We start from the raw sequence: 19360 nt of genomic DNA, 5'->3' as shown, positions 1-19360 counted from the left end.
GGTATGACTAATTTAGCTGTAAAGTATAAACAACAGGCGCAAGAAGAGGTACAAATTCAAGCGCCGCCACAGCAGATGGTTAAGCCAAAAGTTAAAACGAAAATTACAAGAATTGAAAAGCTATTGTACGTAACGTTTATTGGATTTTTATTATATGCTTGTGTAGCTTTTATTGGGAATAAAGCGGGTCTATATCAAGTTAATGTAGAAGCAGCGACGATAGAAGAACAAATTGTGAAAAAACAAAAGGAAAATCAAGAATTGCAGGCTGAAGTAGAGAAGTTAAGTCGTTATGAACGTATCGCTGAAGTTGCAAAAAAACACGGGCTAGAAATTAATGCGAATAATGTGAAAGGCCTAAAGTAAGGCAAATAGGTGTGAAGAAAAGATGAAGAGAAATATGACCAAATTTCATACCAATAAGGGAGCAGGTTATTTTATGATATTTTTCCTCCTGCTCTTTTTGCTGTTATTAGCCCGATTTTTTTACATACAAGTAACAGGAACAGTGGACAATCATGATTTGAAAAAACTTGCTGAACAGAAACATAGTAAAAAAGGTGTTCTCGAAGCGAATCGAGGAACAATTTATGACCAAAATGGTCATGTGCTAGCACAAGACGCAAATTCCTATAGAATGGTAGCGGAATTAAAAGGTGCTAAGCCTGTTGAGGATAAAGAGGATACTGCAAAGAAAATCGCTGGAGTACTCGGAACGGGCGAAGATGCGATCTTAGCCGCTTTAAATAAAGATAGAAGTCAAGTGGAATTTGGAACATTGGGTAAGGGCTTGACGAAAGAAAAGAAAGAACAAATAGAAGCATTGAAATTGCCAGGAATCTCTTTTATCACCGAAAATGCGAGAGTGTATCCAAACGGTGATTTCGCATCTTACGTCATAGGTCATGCCAGCCCTGATGAGAATGGAATCGCAGTAGGTCAATTTGGCTTAGAAAAGAGTTTGGATAAGTATTTAGGGGCTTCTAATGGTGAGGTAGCTTATACAGGTGACCGTAAAGGAGTATCTCTTGACGGTGGAAAAGTGAATGTAAAGGCACCTAAAAATGGAGATAATGTGTATTTAACGCTTGACCAACGTATTCAAAGTTATTTAGAAGACGCAATGAAAGAAGCGAGTAAACATTATGAACCAGAAAATTTAATTGGAATTGTTGCGGATCCAAAGACGGGGAAAATATTAGCGATGTCTAGTAAACCTGGTTATGATCCGAACCAGGGAAAGATGAATTATTATTATAACGACGCAATTGCAAATGCATTTGAACCGGGATCAACAATGAAGATTTTCACGTTAGCGGCGGCCATTAATGAAGGTGTATACAATGGGCAAGACTTTTATCAGTCTGGTACATATCAAGTTGGTAATCGCAAAATAAAAGATCATAACGGCGGTGCTGGATGGGGTTCTATTACTTTCGATGAAGGGGTAGAGCGCTCTTCAAACGTAGCATTTGCAATTTTAGGTGATCAAAAACTTGGTCCAGATAGTTTCCGAAAATATATTCATAATTTTGGATTAGATGAAAAAACAAACATTGATTTACCTAGTGAAGGGTCAAATACAATTTTATTTGATCAACAAATACAACAAGTAACAACAGCGTTTGGACAAGGTTCTACAGTTACACCAATTCAACTTGTACAAGCTGCAACAGCGATTGCAAATGATGGGAAAATGATGAAACCTTATACAATTGATAAAATTGTGGATCCAATAACAGGTAAAGTACAGCTAGAGCATAAACCAAAAGAAGTAGGGAAACCTGTTTCCAAAGATACAGCAGCGCAAGTAAGGCAATTACTAGAACGTGTTGTTACATCACCGAAAGGAACAGGAACTGCATATAAAGTTGATGGGTACTCAGTCGGGGGGAAAACAGGTACAGCACAAATTCCTGACGGGAAAGGTGGCTATATGACAGGAAGAGAGAATTATATATTCTCATTCTTAGGTATGGCACCGATGGACGATCCGCAACTTGTTGTGTATGTGGCCGTTAAACAACCAAAATTAAAAGATGATGAAAACGGGGCTAAACCTTTAGCGGATATCTTTAAATATGTAACGAAAAATAGCTTAGAGTACTTAAAGATTAAGCCGAATGAAGTAAAAGACCCGAAAAAATATGTGAAAGAACAACAAACTGTCGTTCCAGATGTAACCGGAAAAACGATGGAAGAAGCGAAAAAAACAATTGATAAAGCAAAACTTCGTCCAATCGTATTAGGTGAAGGTAAAGTGCAGCAACAAGTGCCAAAAGCAACTGAACAAACATTAAAGGGTGATCGAGTCTTCTTAGTAGGAGATAAACCTACAATGCCAAATATACAGGGATGGGCACTGCGTGATGTTATGAATTTAGCAAAAACATTAAAGCTTAACTTAAAACCTTCTGGTACAGGATATGTAACTGAGCAAAGTGTAGCGGAAGGGACATTGTTGCAACCTGGTACAGAATTAGGTGTAACACTCGTACCACCACTTGAACCGCAGCAAGAAGCAGAAAAGCCATAATGGTAATAGGGAAGAAGTTCTAATTAAATAAGTACAAGCATATATTGGAACAAGCTAGGCGTAAGGGAGGCTTGTTCCAATATGCGTGTATCAAATGTAACAGTTAGAAAACGACTTATTTTTATACTTATATCGGGTATACTCATTTTCACCATTATCGATATTCGTCTTGGATATGTGCAATTTTTTCTTGGAAATATGTTAACGGATCGTGCGAAGGATTCATGGAGTCGTAATATTACTTTTGAACCAGAGCGAGGGAAAATTTTAGATCGAAATGGTGTGGAGCTTGCTACGAATAAAAGTGCACCGACCGTCTTTGTTGTGCCGAGGCAAATTGAAAAACCAGCAGAGACTGCAGAGAAGTTAGCTGCAGTATTAGGTGTGGAAAAAGATGATGTTTATAAGCGGATTACAAAAAAAGAATCGATTGTAAGGCTTGATAAAGGCGGAAGGAAAATATCGCATGACAAAGCGAAAGAAGTACGCGGATTAAGTTTAAAGGGTGTGTACATCGCAGAGGATTCTATCCGGTACTATCCATTCGGTAATTTTTTATCACACGTATTAGGATTTGCGGGCAGTGATAATCAAGGGCTTATGGGACTAGAGAAATATTATGATAAAGAGCTAAATGGTGATAAAGGTCATGTGCGATTTTTTGCAGACGCGAAAGGACAGAGAATGCCTAACGTTGGAGATGATTTCAAAAAACCAGAAGCCGGCTTGAATTTAGGATTAACAATTGATTCACGCATTACGAGGATTATGGAAAGAGAAATGAATATTGCGGAATCAACGTATAATCCTGACGGTATGATAGCAATTGCAATGAATCCGAAAAATGGTGAAATTTTAGGTATGTCAAGTCGACCGAGTTTTGATCCAGCAGATTTCCAAAGTGTTTCTCCGGAAGTATATAACAGAAACTTACCTGTATGGAGTACGTATGAGCCGGGGTCAACATTTAAGATTATTACATTAGCTGCAGCCTTGAATGAAAATTTAGTAGACTTAGAGAAAGATACATTTTATGATGATGGGGCAGCTGAAGTTGGTGGAGCTAGATTGCGGTGTTGGAAAGCTGGCGGCCATGGTAGCCAAACGTTTTTAGAGGTAGTTCAAAACTCTTGTAACCCAGGATTTATTGAACTCGGTGATCGTCTTGGTAAAGATCGATTGTTTAAATACATTCGCAATTTCGGGTTTGGACAGAAGACCGGAATTGATTTACAAGGTGAAGGTAGCGGGATTTTATTTAATTTAGATAAAGTTGGTCCAGTCGAGCAAGCGACGACTTCATTTGGGCAAGGTGTTTCTGTTACACCGATTCAACAAGTAGCAGCTGTAGCAGCCGCTGTAAATGGTGGAACTTTGTATCAGCCATATATAGCGAAGGAATTTATTGATCCGAAGAATAATCAAGTTGTCAGCAAAAAGACACCTGTTGCGAAAAGGGAAGTTATTTCCAAGGAAACTTCAGAGAAAGTTCGTTACGCATTAGAGAATGTTGTAGCGAAAGGTTCGGGTAAAGGGGCTTATATTGATGGATATCGTGTAGGTGGAAAAACTGGAACTGCTCAAAAGGTGAAAGATGGAAAATATTTAGATAATAACTATATTGTATCATTTATCGGTTTTGCTCCAGCTGACGATCCGCAAATTGTTGTTTATGTAGCAGTGGATAATCCAAAAGGAGTCACTCAATTTGGTGGAGTTGTAGCAGCACCTATTGTTGGGAATATTCTTCGTGACGCACTTCCTGTAATGGGAGTGGAACCGAGAAAAGAGCAAGTTGAGAAAGAATATAAATGGGGCGATACACCAACTGTGGAAGTTCCGAATTTAATTGGTATGAAAAAGAAAGATTTACAAACGCAACTTGTAGACTTGAAGCTTGATATAAGTGGTGATGGTGGGAAAGTAATTAAACAATCACCAGAAGCAGGAGCTAAAGTAAAAGAGGGTTCAAAAGTTAGAATTTACTTCGGGAATTAAAGGTAACTGATTGTGTTTTATGGTACAATTGGTGGAAGTGAGTTCTTTATAGAAAAATTGCTTTATTTGAGACGATAAGTGTCTCATTAATAAATAAATCTATTGATTAGACTATAGTAGCACTTACCTCCTATTTTTATATAACTAGGAGGTAACGTGTTACTTGCTAAAATAAGAGATAAATAAACAATGTAGAGAGGGTTTAGTGAAATGAAGTTGCATACACTTGTATCATGTTTGCATGATTTTCCAGTTGTTCCAACAGAAAATCCAGAAATAACATCTATTGAAGCGGATTCACGCAAAGTGAAAGAGGGAAGCTTATTTATATGTATGAAAGGATATACGGTTGATAGCCATGACTTTGCTAAGCAAGCAGCCGCACAAGGAGCGGCTGCTATTGTTGCGGAAAGACCAATTGATGTTGACGTTCCAGTTGTACTTGTGAAAAATACTTTTCGTTCGCTAGCGGTTTTAGCTGATTATTTTTATGGCCAACCAACACACAAGTTACATTTAATCGGTATTACAGGTACAAATGGAAAGACAACAACATCGCATATTATGGATGAAATTATGCGCGCACATGGTCATAAAACAGGGCTAATTGGAACGATTAATATGAAAATCGGTGATGAAACATTTGAGGTGAAAAATACAACACCAGATGCACTAACACTTCAACAGACATTTTCAAAAATGGTTGAACAAGGTGTGGATAGCACAGTAATGGAAGTTTCGTCTCATGCTTTAGATCTTGGCCGTGTACACGGGTGCGATTATGATGTTGCAGTATTTACGAATTTAACACAAGATCATTTAGACTATCATAAAACGATGGAAGAATATAAACATGCGAAAGGGTTGCTTTTCGCACAGCTTGGCAATAGTTATCATCATAATCGTGAAAAATACGCTATATTAAACAGTGATGATCCAGTAGCAGAAGAGTATATGAGAAGTACAGCAGCTACTGTTGTAACATACGGTATAGATGTTGCAAGCGACATTATGGCACGAGATATCGTAATGACGAGTGGCGGTACAACATTTACACTTGTAACACCGTACGAAACTGTAAATGTTACGATGAAATTAATTGGTAAGTTTAATGTATACAACGTGTTAGCTGCTACAGCAGCAGGTCTTGTTTCAGGAGTGAGCTTACAAACAATTATTGATGTAATTAAAGAGCTTGCTGGCGTTCCTGGACGTTTTGAAGTTGTTGATGGTGGACAAAATTACACAGTTATTGTTGACTATGCGCATACACCTGATAGCTTAGAGAACGTACTAAAAACAGCAAAACAGTTTGCAAAAGGCGATGTATATTGTATCGTTGGTTGCGGTGGTGATAGAGATAGAACGAAAAGACCAATAATGGCAAGTGTCGCAACCGAATATGCAACTCACGCAATTTATACATCAGATAATCCAAGAAGTGAAGATCCGAAGGCTATTTTAGATGATATGGTAAATGATGTAAATGGGAATAATTATGAAGTAATTGTCGATCGAAAAGAAGCGATACGTTCCGCTATCTCGAAAGTAAAAGCAGAAGATATTATTATTATTGCTGGTAAAGGGCATGAAACGTATCAAATTATTGGTAAAGAAGTTCATCATTTTGACGATCGTGAAGTTGCTAAAGAAGCAATCACGGAGCGTTTAAACAACGAAGTGTAACAGCATGAGAGGAGGACTACATGTGCTTGAACAAGGTTTATTAGTAACGGCTGGGGTAGCATTCTTAATTTCTGTTGCCCTTTCGCCATTATTTATTCCATTTTTAAGAAAGTTAAAGTTCGGACAGAGTATTCGTGACGAAGGACCGAAGTCACACCAAAAGAAATCAGGGACACCAACGATGGGTGGTATTGTCATATATGTATCTATGATGGTGACTACGCTTATTATGGCGATTAAATTTAACAATTTAGGTGCAGAAGTATCATTGTTATTATTAGTTACATTTGGGTACGGATTAATCGGATTTTTAGATGACTACATAAAAGTAGTAAAGAAAAGAAATCTTGGTTTAACATCAAAACAAAAATTGATTGGTCAGCTTGTAATTGCTATTGCGTTCTTTTTAATTGGAAAAGGGCAAGCATTTCACACGTATATCATGATTCCAGGAACTGATGTTAAATTTGAATTAGGCTGGGCGTATTTTGTTCTCGTATTATTTATGCTTATTGGTGGATCAAATGCGGTTAATTTAACAGATGGTTTAGATGGTTTATTATCAGGAACAGCTGCTATTTCATTCGGAGCATTTAGTATTATTGCTGTAGCTCAAGAACAATTTGGGGTAGCGATTTTCTGTATGGCAGTCGTAGGAGCTGTACTTGGCTTTTTAGTATTCAATGCGAATCCAGCGAAAGTATTTATGGGGGATACTGGTTCTCTAGCTTTAGGTGGTGCTATCGCAGCTGTAGCGATTTTGTTAAAACAAGAATTGTTACTCGTTATTATTGGCGGTGTATTCGTAGCGGAAACGTTATCTGTTATTATCCAAGTTATTTCGTTCAAAACAACAGGAAAGCGTGTCTTTAAAATGAGTCCATTACATCATCATTATGAATTATGTGGTTGGTCAGAGTGGCGCGTTGTTGTAACGTTTTGGTCTGTAGGATTTTTATTAGCTGTGCTAGGAATTTATATCGGGGTGTGGATGTAATTGAAAACTGTAACTGAATATCAAAATAAAAATGTTCTTGTATTAGGTATTGCTAAAAGTGGTTATGCAGCAGCTACTTTATTAAAAAAATTAGGGGCAAACGTCATTGTAAATGATGGGAAACCATTAGCGGGTAATGTGCTTGCAGCTGAGTTACAAGCGGAAGGAATGGATGTTGTGTGTGGTGGGCATCCATTAGAATTGCTGGAGAGAAACATTTCACTTGTCGTAAAAAATCCAGGAATTCCATATTCTAATCCACTCTTAGTGGCGGCGAAAGAAAAACAAATTCCAATTGTAACTGAGGTTGAATTAGCATATTCCATTTCAGCAGCACCGTTTGTTGGGATTACGGGATCTAACGGTAAAACAACAACGACAATGTTAACGTTTGAAATGTTAAAAGAAGGACAAAAGCACCCAGTTATTGCGGGGAATATAGGTACTGTAGCTTGTGAAGTTGCACAATTGGCGAAGGAAAATGAAGTTGTCGTTACGGAACTTTCATCGTTTCAATTGATGGGAGTGGAATCGTTCCAACCAAAAATTGCAGCCTTTTTAAATTTATTTGAAGCGCATTTAGATTATCACGGGACGAAGAAAGAGTATGGTTTGGCGAAAGCGAATATTTTCAAAAACCAAACTGAAACAGATTATAGTATAATTAACGCAGATGATGCAGATGTCATGGCGTTATCGGCATATAGTAAAGGACAGAAAGTATTATTTTCGACGACGAAAGAAATTGAAGATGGTGCGTATATAAAAGATAACGCTCTTTATTTTAAAGGCGAAAAAGTAGTTAAAGTAAGTGATATTGTTTTACCTGGTAAGCACAATTTAGAAAATATTTTAGCAGCAATGAGTATTGCTAAATTACTAGGTGTTTCTAATGAAGCAATTACTGCTGTGTTAAAAAGTTTTACAGGTGTAAAACATCGCTTAGAATATGTAACAACGATTAATAATCGTAAATTTTATAACGATTCAAAAGCGACGAATATGCTAGCGACAGAAAAAGCATTATCTGCATTTACACAACCGATTGTATTATTGGCTGGTGGACTTGATCGTGGTAATGAATTTGATGATTTAATTCCATATTTTAAACATGTCAAAGCGATTGTGACATTTGGACAAACTGCACCAAAATTAGTAAGAGCGGCAGAAAAAGCAGGATTAGATGTAATTGAAAGTGTCGATACTTTAGATGATGCAGTAGTGAAAGCTTATGCTCATTCTACCGATGGTGATGTAATTCTTCTTTCACCAGCATGTGCAAGCTGGGATCAATTTAAAACATTTGAAGAAAGAGGAGACATTTTTATACAAGCTGTGCATAAACTTATATAAAGTAAATCAAAACATCAGTAGGCTAACACCTACTGATGTTTTGTTACATAGGGCAAAGGTTCTGCCCAAAGAGGTGGTGTTCATGGGTAATGAAGAAAACGCCTGATTTTATTCTCATCATCGTTACACTTGCGTTGTTAACAATCGGAATGATTATGGTTTATAGTGCGAGTGCGGTTTGGGCCTCTTATAAAATGGGGGATTCATTCTTTTTTGCAAAAAGACAATTGTTATTTGCAAGTCTTGGGGTAGTAGCTATGTTTTTTCTGATGAAAATTGATTATTGGGTATGGCGTACGTATTCAAAAGTAATTTTACTAGTTTGTTTCGTTCTTCTTATTCTCGTTCTTATTCCTGGAGTAGGTCTCGTTCGTGGAGGGGCGCGAAGTTGGATTGGAATCGGGGCATTTTCTATCCAACCGTCAGAGTTTATGAAATTCGCGATGATTATTTTCTTAGCAAAATTTTTAGCGGAACGACAAAAATTAATTACATCTTTTAAACGAGGTTTACTACCGGCTCTTAGTTTTGTATTTCTTGCTTTTGGGATAATTATGTTACAGCCAGATCTTGGTACGGGAACGGTAATGATTGGGACATGTATTATTATGATATTTATTTCGGGAGCAAGGGTCTTTCACTTTGCAATGTTTGGTTTGCTTGGTGCAGCGGGATTTGTAGGGTTAATTGCATCAGCGCCATATCGAATGAAACGCATCACATCATATTTAGATCCGTGGTCGGATCCGCTCGGAAGTGGATTTCAAATTATCCAATCGTTACTCGCAATTGGACCTGGTGGTTTATTTGGGCTTGGACTTGGACAAAGTAGACAAAAATTTCTTTATTTACCTGAACCACAAACAGACTTTATATTTGCAATCTTATCCGAGGAATTAGGTTTTATTGGTGGTTCATTTGTGTTATTATTATTTAGTCTATTATTATGGCGTGGGATTCGTATAGCATTAGGAGCGCCAGATTTATATGGTACGTTTTTAGCAGTAGGTATTGTGGCGATGATTGCGATTCAAGTAATGATTAATGTTGGTGTTGTAACAGGACTGATGCCTGTTACCGGTATTACTTTGCCATTTTTAAGTTATGGTGGATCAAGTTTGACCTTAATGTTAATGGCAGTAGGTGTATTATTGAATATAAGTCGCCATTCTCGCTATTAAACCCTGTTTAAAAGACAGGGTTTTTCGTGTGTGTGTGAAAATACAATATGTATATAGAAATAAATACGATTGAATAAGAACAGGGAAGTGGAGGAATCAGTAGTGCGAGTATTAGTAAGTGGTGGGGGTACTGGAGGACATATTTATCCAGCTCTTGCTTTAATTAGAGAAATAAAAAAACTAAATCCGGAAGCAAGATTTTTATACATTGGTACAGAGAATGGATTAGAGAGTACCATCGTACCGAAAGCGGGTATTCCGTTCCAATCTATTGTTATAAGTGGATTTAAACGAAAAATATCTCTTGATAATGTAAAAACAGTGATGCGTTTCCTAAAAGGTGTTCAAGATAGTAAACGATATATTCGTCGTTTTAACCCTGATATTGTGATTGGTACGGGTGGATACGTATGTGGGCCAGTTGTATATGCTGCGGCTAAATTAGGTATTCCGACTATTGTCCATGAACAAAATAGTGTACCTGGTGTAACGAATAAATTTTTAAGTCGTTATGTCGATAAAGTTGCAGTTTGTTTTGAAGCAGCTGCAGAATATTTTCCACAGTCAAAAGTGGTTATGACAGGTAATCCACGTGCATCAGAAGTAATGGACCAAAATGGAATGAAAGGAAAACGTTCGGTAGGACTATCCCTTTCTAAAAAATCCGTGCTTATTTTTGGTGGGAGCCGCGGGGCTAGACCGATTAACGATGCTTTTGTAGAAGCGATTGAACAATTTGGGAATAAAAGTTACGAAGTATTATATGTAACAGGCGAAGTACATTATGATAAAGTTATGGAAGCCGTGAAACAAAAAGGGAATCCGAATAATGTTATTATTAAACCTTTTATTCATAATATGCCAGAGGTACTGACGGGTGTAGATCTTGTTGTTTCAAGGGCAGGGGCTACAACGCTTGCAGAATTAACAGCGTTAGGAAAGCCGAGTGTATTAATTCCAAGTCCGTACGTAACAAATAACCATCAAGAAAAAAATGCACGATCAGTTGTTGATAAAGGAGCAGCTAAAATGCTACTTGAAAAAGATTTAACATCTGAAACGCTTATTCGTGACATTGATGAGATTTTATTGGATACACAAACATTACAAAATATGAAACTGGCTACTAAGCAACTTGGTATTCCAGATGCAGCAAATAAGCTATATGAAGTAATGAACAAGCTTATTAAAAAATAACATTAGGTGAACGCCCTGCATATTACTGTAATAAGGAGACTTGATATGGGGGAGATTGTCTATGGAACAATTAGTAAAAGAGCTTTTAGAAGCAAATGTTGGTCGCGTGTTAGTTAATGAACCGTTAGCGCGTTACACGACTATGAAAATAGGCGGACCAGCTGATATTTTAATTGTACCAAAGCATGTTGCTGGTATTGAGAAGACTCTAGAGTTAGTAAAGAGGTACAAGACAGGGTGGACTGCAATTGGTCGTGGTTCAAATCTTCTCGTATCTGATCAAGGTATAGAAGGTGTGGTTATTCGTTTAGGAGAAGGATTAGACCATTTAGAAGTCGAAAAACATAGAGTAAGAGTAGGTGCTGGATATCCCCTTATTAAATTGTCAACTTTACTTAGTCGACAGGGATTAGCGGGCCTGGAATTTGCAAGTGGTATTCCAGGAAGTGTTGGCGGTGCAGTGTATATGAATGCAGGCGCTCATAAGTCCGACATATCGAGTGTATTAACGAAAGCTCGTATTTTGTTTGACAATGGAACAATTAATTGGTTGACGAATACCGAAATGGGCTTTTCTTATCGCACATCTGTATTGCAAATGAAACGCCCTGGTATTGTTTTGGAAGCTGAATTCCAATTGGAGGTAGGCGAACGCGAGGGAATTGTAAGAAGCATGCAAAAGAATAAAGAGTATCGCCGTGAAACGCAGCCTTGGAATCACCCTTGTGCAGGAAGTATATTTCGAAATCCAGTCCCCTATTTTGCAGGAGATTTAATAGAAAAATCAGGGCTTCGTGGTTATACAATAGGTGGAGCTCAAATTTCTGAAATGCATGGGAATTTTATTGTTAATACTGGTGTGGCCTCAGCGCAAGATGTATTAGACTTAATCGCATTGGTAAAGCGTACAATTAAAGATAAATTTGGTGTTGATATGCATACAGAAGTAGAAATAATTGGAAGATAACGGTTGTTCGTTCCGCTCATTATCATTTATGTTATAATAAGAAGATAAGAACGGCATGAGGAACATGCCGTTCTTTATGTTACATAGGGGGATCGTACATGAAAAATAGTAAAGTGATTAAACTACAAGATCGTGTACCAAAATTAAAGAATCAAAATAAAAAAAATAAGAAACCTGTTAATCATCGGTTAATTTTATACATATCGATTTTATTTTTATTAGTACTCTTTTTAATTTATTTTCGGTCTCCGCTTAGTAATATAAAAAAGATAAGTGTCTTTGGAAATCATTATATGACAGATGAACAAGTTATGAAGGAATCAGGTGTGACATATGATACGAGTTATTTCCGAGTAACAGCACATAAAGCAGAAGAAAACTTAACGAAACGAAAAGAAATTAAAGAGGTAAATGTAAAAAAACGTTTCCCAAACAAAATTGATGTTCATATCGAAGAATATTTAACAATTGGCTATATAAACAAAGATGGGAAATTACAACCGTTATTAGAAAATGGGAAAACACTCGATGTACTTCCGAACGGAAAGCTTCCAGTTGCAGCACCAATTTTTGAACCATTTAAAGAGGAAAAAATGAAGGAATTAATTGCAGAACTAGAAAAATTAACGCCAACTATTTTAAGGTCTATTTCTGAAATTCGTTATACACCAACGAACGCAAATGAAGATCATCTTACTTTATATATGAATGAAGGATATGAAGTGAGCACCACTATTCAAAATTTCGCAAAGCGAATGGAAGCTTATCCACTTATTTTAAAAACAATTGAACCTGGTAAGAAGGTTTTAATTGACTTAGAAGTGGGTGCATATACGAAGGAACTAGGTGCTGAAGAAAAGAAAGAATAGAATGATAGTTTTTACTGCGTTATTACGTATGAAATGAAACAAACGTTCTTTTATATGGATGCTAATTTGCAAGAATGCTTAATTTGATGAAAAAAATGTAAATTTTCTTAGATTCATACTAGGATTGGTACAAGTTTCACTTTTCTACAAGTACATCTTAGTGTAGACTTATACTTGGCGGTAATCTTTACACTTGAAATATAATTATTTCAAGATAGAGCAGTTATTCACAGGTTACTGCGATATTCTTAAATGAATGTTAAATAAAAATAAGAAAAATATAGGGTTAAAAAAGGGAAACGTACAAAGACGTTGAATATTTTTCTTATAAATAGTAAAGTTGCGATTGTTGTTCCATATATTGAGTTGTATGGTATAAATAAAGAAGGAGGTGCCAAAGAATGAACAGCAATGAAATATATGTTAGTCTTGACATCGGTACATCCAATGTTAAAGTCATCATTGGTGAAATGGTTAATGATAGCTTAAACATTATTGGTGTTGGAAACGTAAAATCAAATGGGTTGAAAAAGGGATCGATAGTTGATATAGATGAAACTGTTCGATCAATTAAAAAAGCAATTGAACAAGCTGAGCGCATGGTGGGTATCCACATTGAGCAAGTTGTAGTAGGTGTCAATGCAAACCAGGTACAGTTGCTCCCGTGTCACGGAGTAGTCGCTGTTTCAAATGAAGATCGTGAAATCGGGAATGAAGATGTCTTACGCGTTCTAGATGCAGCGCAAGTTGTGTCAATTGCTCCTGAACGTGAATTTATTGATGTGGTACCTCGACAGTTCATTGTAGACGGTCTTGACGAGATTAACGATCCACGCGGGATGATCGGTGTAAGATTAGAAATGGAAGGTACACTTATTACAGGCTCGAGAACTTTACTACATAACCTACTTCGTTGTGTAGAAAAAGCAGGTCTTGAAATTGTTGATATTTGTCTGCAACCTTTAGCGGCAGCGACAGTTGCGTTATCTTCGGATGAAAGAAATAGAGGGGTAGCCCTTGTTGATATGGGCGGAGGATCTACAACCTTATCTATTTTTAAAGATGGAGAGTTGCAAGCAACGAGCGTATTGCCATTAGGTGGAGATCATATAACGAAGGATATAGCGATTGGGCTGAAAACTTCAACAGAAAATGCAGATCAAATTAAGCTGAAATATGGACATGCTTTTTATGATACAGCATCTGAAGAAGAGATGTTTACGGTTCCTATTATGGGAAGCGATCAAACAGAACAATATTCTCAGTTGGAATTATCGGATATAATAGAGGCTCGTGTAGAGGAAATTTTAATGTTTGTTCAAGATGAAGTGCATAAGTTAGGAGTAAAGCAAGCTGCTTCTGGATATGTACTAACTGGTGGGATAGCTTCTATGCCAGGTGTTCTTGATCTTGCATACGATATTTTACATGAAAATGTTCGTATAGCAACTCCTGATTATATTGGTGTTCGTGAGCCTCAATATACAAGTGGAGTTGGATTAATTAAACATTCTTATCAAAAAGCTAAATTACGTGGGAAAAATGTGCAGGAAAAGCAAGAACATTTTGAACCAGTACCAGCACCAATGCCGGTACAACAGCAACCTGCGAAACAAAAAACTCGTAATCAAAACAATACTAATCAAAATGATGACCGCATGATGTCAAAAGTAAAACGTGCATTCCGTTATTTATGGGATTAAAATTGGACACGAAAAATGAGGTTCTAGGGGGATTTCGACATGTTAGAGTTTGATACTACTCAAGATCAATTAGCGAATATAAAAGTTATCGGTGTCGGCGGTGGCGGAAACAATGCTGTAAACCGTATGATTGAACACGGTGTACAAGGTGTAGACTTTATCGCTGTGAATACTGATGCACAAGCATTAAATCTATCAAAAGCTGAAACGAAAATGCAAATTGGTGGAAAATTAACGCGTGGACTTGGTGCAGGCGCAAACCCTGAAGTAGGGAAAAAAGCTGCAGAAGAAAGTAAAGAACAGATTCAAGAAGCGCTTCGTGGCGCGGATATGGTCTTCGTAACTGCTGGTATGGGCGGCGGAACTGGAACTGGTGCAGCTCCAGTTGTTGCTCAAGTTGCAAAAGAACTAGGCGCGTTAACAGTTGGTGTTGTAACACGTCCATTTACATTTGAAGGGCGTAAACGTGCAACTCAAGCTGCATCTGGTATTGCGTCATTTAAAGAAAATGTAGATACACTTATCGTAATTCCAAATGATCGCTTATTAGAGATTGTTGATAAAAATACGCCAATGTTAGAAGCGTTCCGTGAAGCAGATAACGTATTACGTCAAGGTGTTCAAGGTATTTCTGATTTAATTGCTACACCAGGTCTAATTAACTTAGACTTTGCAGACGTAAAAACAATTATGTCTAATAGAGGTTCTGCTTTAATGGGTATCGGTTCTGGTAATGGTGAAAATCGTGCTGCTGAAGCTGCGAAAAAAGCGATTTCTAGTCCATTACTAGAAACATCTATTGATGGAGCTCAAGGTGTTATTATGAACATTACGGGCGGCGCAAACTTAAGTTTATATGAAGTACAAGAAGCAGCAGACATTGTAGCTTCGGCTTCGGATCCAGAAGTAAATATGATCTTCGGTTCTGTTATTAATGAAGGATTAAAAGATGATATCGTTGTCACTGTAATTGCAACTGGTTTTGATGATAGTGCTTCGACACAACCACCAAAACCAATTATCCGTCCGACTGCGAATCACACGCAACAGCAACAACAACCAGTAGCTCAACCTTCAAAACAACGTGAGGTTAAGCGTGAAATGAAACGTGAAGAGCCGGTTGTGCATGATCGTCATACTGATTCAGATGACATCGATATTCCAGCATTCTTACGTAACCGTCGTAGACGATAAAAGAAAAGGAGCTTTCATGCTCCTTTTTTTTGTTGTCTAAATGGAAAAGATTTGCTAAGCAGATCTTTTTTTATTATTTTGCATATGGAGAGCCCAGTCCTATTTTTAAACCATAAGCTGTGATAAATAAATTGAAACTTTAATTAGTCGGGGGTGTTCATCCAAAAATGATTGTTAGCCCGACTCCCACTTAACTTCTGTACTTTTTTATAGCTGAATTTTGAGGCAGGGTCTTACTGCCAGCAAATAGCAAGATAAACTTTGTATATATATAATTCAATTATTATGTATACAAGTAAAAAATTTATATTATTCTATGAAAAATACACTTTTATTTTTTACCGACAGATTATGTCTAGAAATCACAAAATAACAAAAAAATCCCTCCACCAATTGACACACTTTCCTATTGGATATGCATTATACTAGTCTCAACTTAAAAAAAGAGGTGAATTGTTTGGTTGTTTACGCCGACATCGTTTGGTTGTTAAACGCCTGCATTGATTTTCTTTTACTTTTATTAACAGCCACCGTGTTAAAAAAGAGAATCAAAAGATGGAGGCTTGTGTTAGGGGCATTTATAGGTTCAACTATTGTTATTTTCGCCTTTACGCCTTTTGCTTCTATGATGACACATCCAATTATGAAACTATTGTACTCGTTACTTATTGTGTATACAGCATTTGGGTTTTCGACATTTAGAAATTATACACAAACTGTTTTTACTTTCTATTTTGTAACCTTTATGGTTGGTGGAGGATTAATTGGAACGCATTACTTTTTGCAAACGAACGAAATGGTAAATGGATTAGTTCAATCTAAATCAGTTTCTTACGGTGATCCAATTAGTTGGGTATTTGTTATTTTTGGTTTTCCAGTAATTTATTATTTTTCTAAAAAGCGTATAGAAAGCGTAGAGGTCACAAAGATACACTATGATCAAATCGTGAAAGTGGAAATTCAATTAGCTGGAGAGGAACTAGAATTAGCAGGTCTAATTGATAGTGGGAACCAACTTTATGACCCGTTAACGAAAACACCCGTTATGATTATGCATATTTCATCATTAGAACATTGTTTGCCAGCTTGGTTAACAGAACAAATTTATTCCAAAACAGAAATTCCTCAAATACCAGAAAATGATTCTGGATGGGCGACGAAACTACGTTTAATTCCTTTCCGAGCAGTAGGAGTAGAGAATCAATTTTTATGGGCAATTAAGCCAGATTGTGTGCGAGTTTATCATGAAGGTAGTTCGGTTGTTGTAAACAAAGTACTGATTGGATTAAATACACAACAATTATCTACTAATGGAGAGTATCAATGCATTGTACATCCGAAAATGTTGATTTCGCAAAAGATGGTAATTGCTTAATTATGAGAGGCGGGATAATATGGTGAAATTTAAATTTTATTTGGTATACCTTTGGTATAAAGTATTGCTGAAATTAGGAATTAAGACCGATGAAATTTATTATATTGGTGGAAGTGAAGCATTGCCACCGCCGTTAACGAAAGAAGAAGAGGCAGTTCTTTTGAATAAATTACCAAATGGAGATCAAGCTGCGAGGTCGATGCTTATTGAACGTAACCTAAGGCTTGTTGTATATATAGCAAGAAAATTTGAAAATACAGGGATCAATATTGAGGATTTGATTAGTATAGGAACAATTGGTCTTATTAAGGCAGTGAATACATTTAATCCAGAAAAGAAAATTAAATTAGCAACATATGCATCTCGTTGTATAGAAAATGAAATTTTAATGCATTTGCGTCGAAATAATAAAAATCGTTCGGAAGTTTCTTTTGATGAACCGCTTAACATTGATTGGGACGGAAATGAACTGTTATTATCAGATGTTTTAGGTACAGATGATGACATTATTACAAAAGATTTAGAAGCTACTGTAGATCGTCATCTTTTAATGAAAGCATTGCATCAATTAAATGACCGTGAAAAACAAATTATGGAGCTTCGGTTTGGACTCGCTGGTGGCGAAGAGAAGACACAAAAAGATGTGGCTGATATGCTTGGAATTTCACAGTCTTATATTTCTCGTTTGGAAAAAAGAATTATAAAAAGATTACGAAAAGAATTTAATAAAATGGTGTGAAGAATAAGACCAGTCGGTATCTAGACTGGTCTTATTCTTTTTTTTTGCATTAGGAAATATGATATTTGTGAAAAATGATAGAAAAACCGTATGCATAAAATCCCCTTCAAAGGAAATACTTTACACTGTACAGCAACTCCCGATAGGAGGGAACACTTTGACGAGAAACAAAGTAGAAATTTGCGGTGTTGATACAGCTAAACTTCCAGTACTAAAAAATGAAGAGATGCGTAAATTATTTCGTGAAATGCAAAGTGGAGAGATAAGCGCCAGAGAGAAATTAGTGAATGGAAACTTACGTCTTGTACTGAGCGTCATCCAAAGATTTAATAACAGAGGAGAATATGTTGATGATTTATTTCAAGTTGGTTGCATTGGACTTATGAAATCCATTGATAACTTTGATTTAGGCCAAAATGTAAAGTTTTCAACGTATGCTGTGCCGATGATTATTGGAGAAATACGCAGATATTTGCGTGATAACAATCCAATTCGTGTATCTCGCTCATTACGAGATATTGCGTATAAAGCGTTGCAAGTAAGAGAAAAATTGATTGCTGAAAATTCAAAAGAACCAACAGCAATGGATATTGCGAAAGTTCTTGAAGTGACACATGAAGAGATTGTTTTTGCACTAGATGCGATTCAAGATCCGGTTTCATTATTTGAACCGATTTATAACGATGGAGGAGATCCTATCTTTGTTATGGATCAATTAAAGGATGAAAAACAAAAGGACGAGCAGTGGGTTGAAGAACTGGCGTTGAAAGAAGGAATGAAGCGTTTAAATGATCGTGAAAAAATGATTATTCGAAAACGTTTCTTTCAAGGAAAGACACAGATGGAAGTTGCCGAAGAAATTGGGATTTCTCAAGCGCAAGTATCACGTTTGGAGAAGTCTGCTATTAAGCAAATGAATAAGACGATTCAAGGATAAGGACCTCACCAGTTATGGTGAGGTCTTTTTTATATATAATATTTTGCGCTCATAGTAGATTGGGTAGGTTCATATAATGAAAATAAAATGGGTGTTCTATTAGTAGCGGTTATATACTGTTTATCCGCTTCGAAATTAGGCTGAAGTAAAAAGTTAGATGGAAGCGGGACTGCCCGTAAAAGTCCGATTGGCATGGGTTAATAATCAGTAGGGATGGGGATAATCCCACTGATTAAGGTTTCACTTTATTTGAGAGCGTACTTACGATTCATGATATAAGGGAGAGGATGAATATGATACGGATTTCGGAGTTTCAAATGAAGGATGTTGTAAATGTTTCAGATGGAAAGAGGCTTGGGAATATTGGAGATATTGATATTGATATAGACACAGGAAAGATTAGGGCGGTTATTATTTCTAAGCAGGCACGAATGCTTGGACTCTTTGGGAAGGAAGTAGAATTTGTGATTCCTTGGGAGCAAATTATGAAAATTGGAGAAGATGTCATACTTGTAAAAGTAGATCATGTTAATTCTGTAACAGAATCAATACAAACACCGACAATTTCATAAAGAATATTACAAATTCCTCTTTTTTTTCTGTTGTCATTATGAAAAAATAAAAGTAT

Annotated in this window: 16 protein-coding genes; all 16 read left to right on the top strand. The window is 36.7% G+C overall.

All coding sequences use genetic code 11. The annotated features are described in order from the left end of the window. Positions 1–3: 3 nt before the first annotated feature. The 16 genes from ftsL to NSS97_RS19895 all read left to right on the top strand — a co-directional run bounded on the left by ftsL (position 4) and on the right by NSS97_RS19895 (position 19304). On the top strand, positions 4–366 hold the full coding sequence (ftsL, locus tag NSS97_RS19970; protein ID WP_002014745.1) for a cell division protein FtsL: 363 nt from the start codon (positions 4–6) through the stop codon (positions 364–366). A 22-nt stretch (positions 367–388) separates the two neighbouring features. Next, complete coding sequence (locus NSS97_RS19965; protein ID WP_107886413.1) at positions 389–2536, top strand: PASTA domain-containing penicillin-binding protein; 2148 nt, start codon at positions 389–391, stop codon at positions 2534–2536. Positions 2537–2617: 81 nt separating this feature from the next. Then, complete coding sequence (locus NSS97_RS19960; RefSeq protein ID WP_002014741.1) at positions 2618–4534, top strand: stage V sporulation protein D; 1917 nt, start codon at positions 2618–2620, stop codon at positions 4532–4534. Between the two features lie 210 nt (positions 4535–4744). After that, on the top strand, positions 4745–6220 hold the full coding sequence (gene murE, locus NSS97_RS19955; RefSeq protein ID WP_002014740.1) for a UDP-N-acetylmuramoyl-L-alanyl-D-glutamate--2,6-diaminopimelate ligase: 1476 nt from the start codon (positions 4745–4747) through the stop codon (positions 6218–6220). A gap of 22 nt (positions 6221–6242) precedes the next feature. Beyond that, positions 6243–7217: a phospho-N-acetylmuramoyl-pentapeptide-transferase gene (gene mraY / locus NSS97_RS19950; protein ID WP_107886414.1), complete on the top strand. Its 975-nt coding sequence runs from the start codon at positions 6243–6245 to the stop codon at positions 7215–7217. After that, the gene (murD, locus tag NSS97_RS19945; RefSeq protein ID WP_012261608.1) at positions 7218–8570 is read left to right on the top strand and encodes a UDP-N-acetylmuramoyl-L-alanine--D-glutamate ligase; all 1353 of its coding nucleotides are present in this window, start codon (positions 7218–7220) and stop codon (positions 8568–8570) included. It abuts the gene before it with no gap. Between the two features lie 89 nt (positions 8571–8659). Further along, on the top strand, positions 8660–9751 hold the full coding sequence (spoVE, locus tag NSS97_RS19940; RefSeq protein ID WP_002014736.1) for a stage V sporulation protein E: 1092 nt from the start codon (positions 8660–8662) through the stop codon (positions 9749–9751). A gap of 102 nt (positions 9752–9853) precedes the next feature. Then, on the top strand, positions 9854–10948 hold the full coding sequence (gene murG, locus NSS97_RS19935; RefSeq protein ID WP_107886415.1) for an undecaprenyldiphospho-muramoylpentapeptide beta-N-acetylglucosaminyltransferase: 1095 nt from the start codon (positions 9854–9856) through the stop codon (positions 10946–10948). A 61-nt stretch (positions 10949–11009) separates the two neighbouring features. Then, positions 11010–11915 (top strand): UDP-N-acetylmuramate dehydrogenase, encoded by a 906-nt coding sequence (murB, locus tag NSS97_RS19930; protein ID WP_107886416.1) that lies wholly within the window; start codon positions 11010–11012, stop codon positions 11913–11915. 98 nt (positions 11916–12013) lie between these two features. Continuing rightward, positions 12014–12784 carry a cell division protein DivIB gene (gene divIB / locus NSS97_RS19925; RefSeq protein ID WP_002014733.1) on the top strand — a complete coding sequence of 257 codons (771 nt, stop codon included), beginning with the start codon at positions 12014–12016 and terminating at the stop codon, positions 12782–12784. A gap of 401 nt (positions 12785–13185) precedes the next feature. After that, positions 13186–14487, top strand: coding sequence for a cell division protein FtsA (gene ftsA / locus NSS97_RS19920; RefSeq protein WP_002014731.1), 1302 nt, complete (start codon positions 13186–13188; stop codon positions 14485–14487). A 39-nt stretch (positions 14488–14526) separates the two neighbouring features. Next, on the top strand, positions 14527–15681 hold the full coding sequence (gene ftsZ / locus NSS97_RS19915) for a cell division protein FtsZ (protein WP_002014730.1): 1155 nt from the start codon (positions 14527–14529) through the stop codon (positions 15679–15681). Between the two features lie 457 nt (positions 15682–16138). Beyond that, on the top strand, positions 16139–17056 hold the full coding sequence (gene spoIIGA / locus NSS97_RS19910) for a sigma-E processing peptidase SpoIIGA (RefSeq protein ID WP_002165147.1): 918 nt from the start codon (positions 16139–16141) through the stop codon (positions 17054–17056). 19 nt (positions 17057–17075) lie between these two features. After that, positions 17076–17795 carry an RNA polymerase sporulation sigma factor SigE gene (sigE, locus tag NSS97_RS19905; protein WP_002128857.1) on the top strand — a complete coding sequence of 240 codons (720 nt, stop codon included), beginning with the start codon at positions 17076–17078 and terminating at the stop codon, positions 17793–17795. Between the two features lie 157 nt (positions 17796–17952). Beyond that, positions 17953–18732: an RNA polymerase sporulation sigma factor SigG gene (gene sigG, locus NSS97_RS19900; RefSeq protein ID WP_002014725.1), complete on the top strand. Its 780-nt coding sequence runs from the start codon at positions 17953–17955 to the stop codon at positions 18730–18732. A 293-nt stretch (positions 18733–19025) separates the two neighbouring features. Next, positions 19026–19304, top strand: a complete 279-nt coding sequence (locus tag NSS97_RS19895; protein WP_012261605.1) for a YlmC/YmxH family sporulation protein — start codon at positions 19026–19028, stop codon at positions 19302–19304. Positions 19305–19360 lie beyond the last annotated feature (56 nt).

The organism is Bacillus sp. FSL R12-0074 (assembly GCF_038005725.1).
In the GTDB taxonomy this organism is placed as follows: domain Bacteria; phylum Bacillota; class Bacilli; order Bacillales; family Bacillaceae_G; genus Bacillus_A; species Bacillus_A mycoides.
This window is presented reverse-complemented; position numbering and strand designations above follow the sequence as displayed.

Excerpts from the sequence above, each read along its gene's own strand:
- ftsL (WP_002014745.1), top strand. The coding sequence starts at position 4 with ATGACTAATTTAGCTGTAAAGTATAAACAACAGGCGCAAGAAGAGGTA.
- NSS97_RS19965 (WP_107886413.1), top strand. The coding sequence starts at position 389 with ATGAAGAGAAATATGACCAAATTTCATACCAATAAGGGAGCAGGTTAT.
- NSS97_RS19960 (WP_002014741.1), top strand. The coding sequence starts at position 2,618 with ATGCGTGTATCAAATGTAACAGTTAGAAAACGACTTATTTTTATACTT.
- murE (WP_002014740.1), top strand. The coding sequence starts at position 4,745 with ATGAAGTTGCATACACTTGTATCATGTTTGCATGATTTTCCAGTTGTT.
- spoVE (WP_002014736.1), top strand. The coding sequence starts at position 8,660 with ATGAAGAAAACGCCTGATTTTATTCTCATCATCGTTACACTTGCGTTG.
- murB (WP_107886416.1), top strand. The coding sequence starts at position 11,010 with ATGGAACAATTAGTAAAAGAGCTTTTAGAAGCAAATGTTGGTCGCGTG.
- divIB (WP_002014733.1), top strand. The coding sequence starts at position 12,014 with ATGAAAAATAGTAAAGTGATTAAACTACAAGATCGTGTACCAAAATTA.
- ftsA (WP_002014731.1), top strand. The coding sequence starts at position 13,186 with ATGAACAGCAATGAAATATATGTTAGTCTTGACATCGGTACATCCAAT.
- ftsZ (WP_002014730.1), top strand. The coding sequence starts at position 14,527 with ATGTTAGAGTTTGATACTACTCAAGATCAATTAGCGAATATAAAAGTT.
- sigE (WP_002128857.1), top strand. The coding sequence starts at position 17,076 with ATGGTGAAATTTAAATTTTATTTGGTATACCTTTGGTATAAAGTATTG.
- NSS97_RS19895 (WP_012261605.1), top strand. The coding sequence starts at position 19,026 with ATGATACGGATTTCGGAGTTTCAAATGAAGGATGTTGTAAATGTTTCA.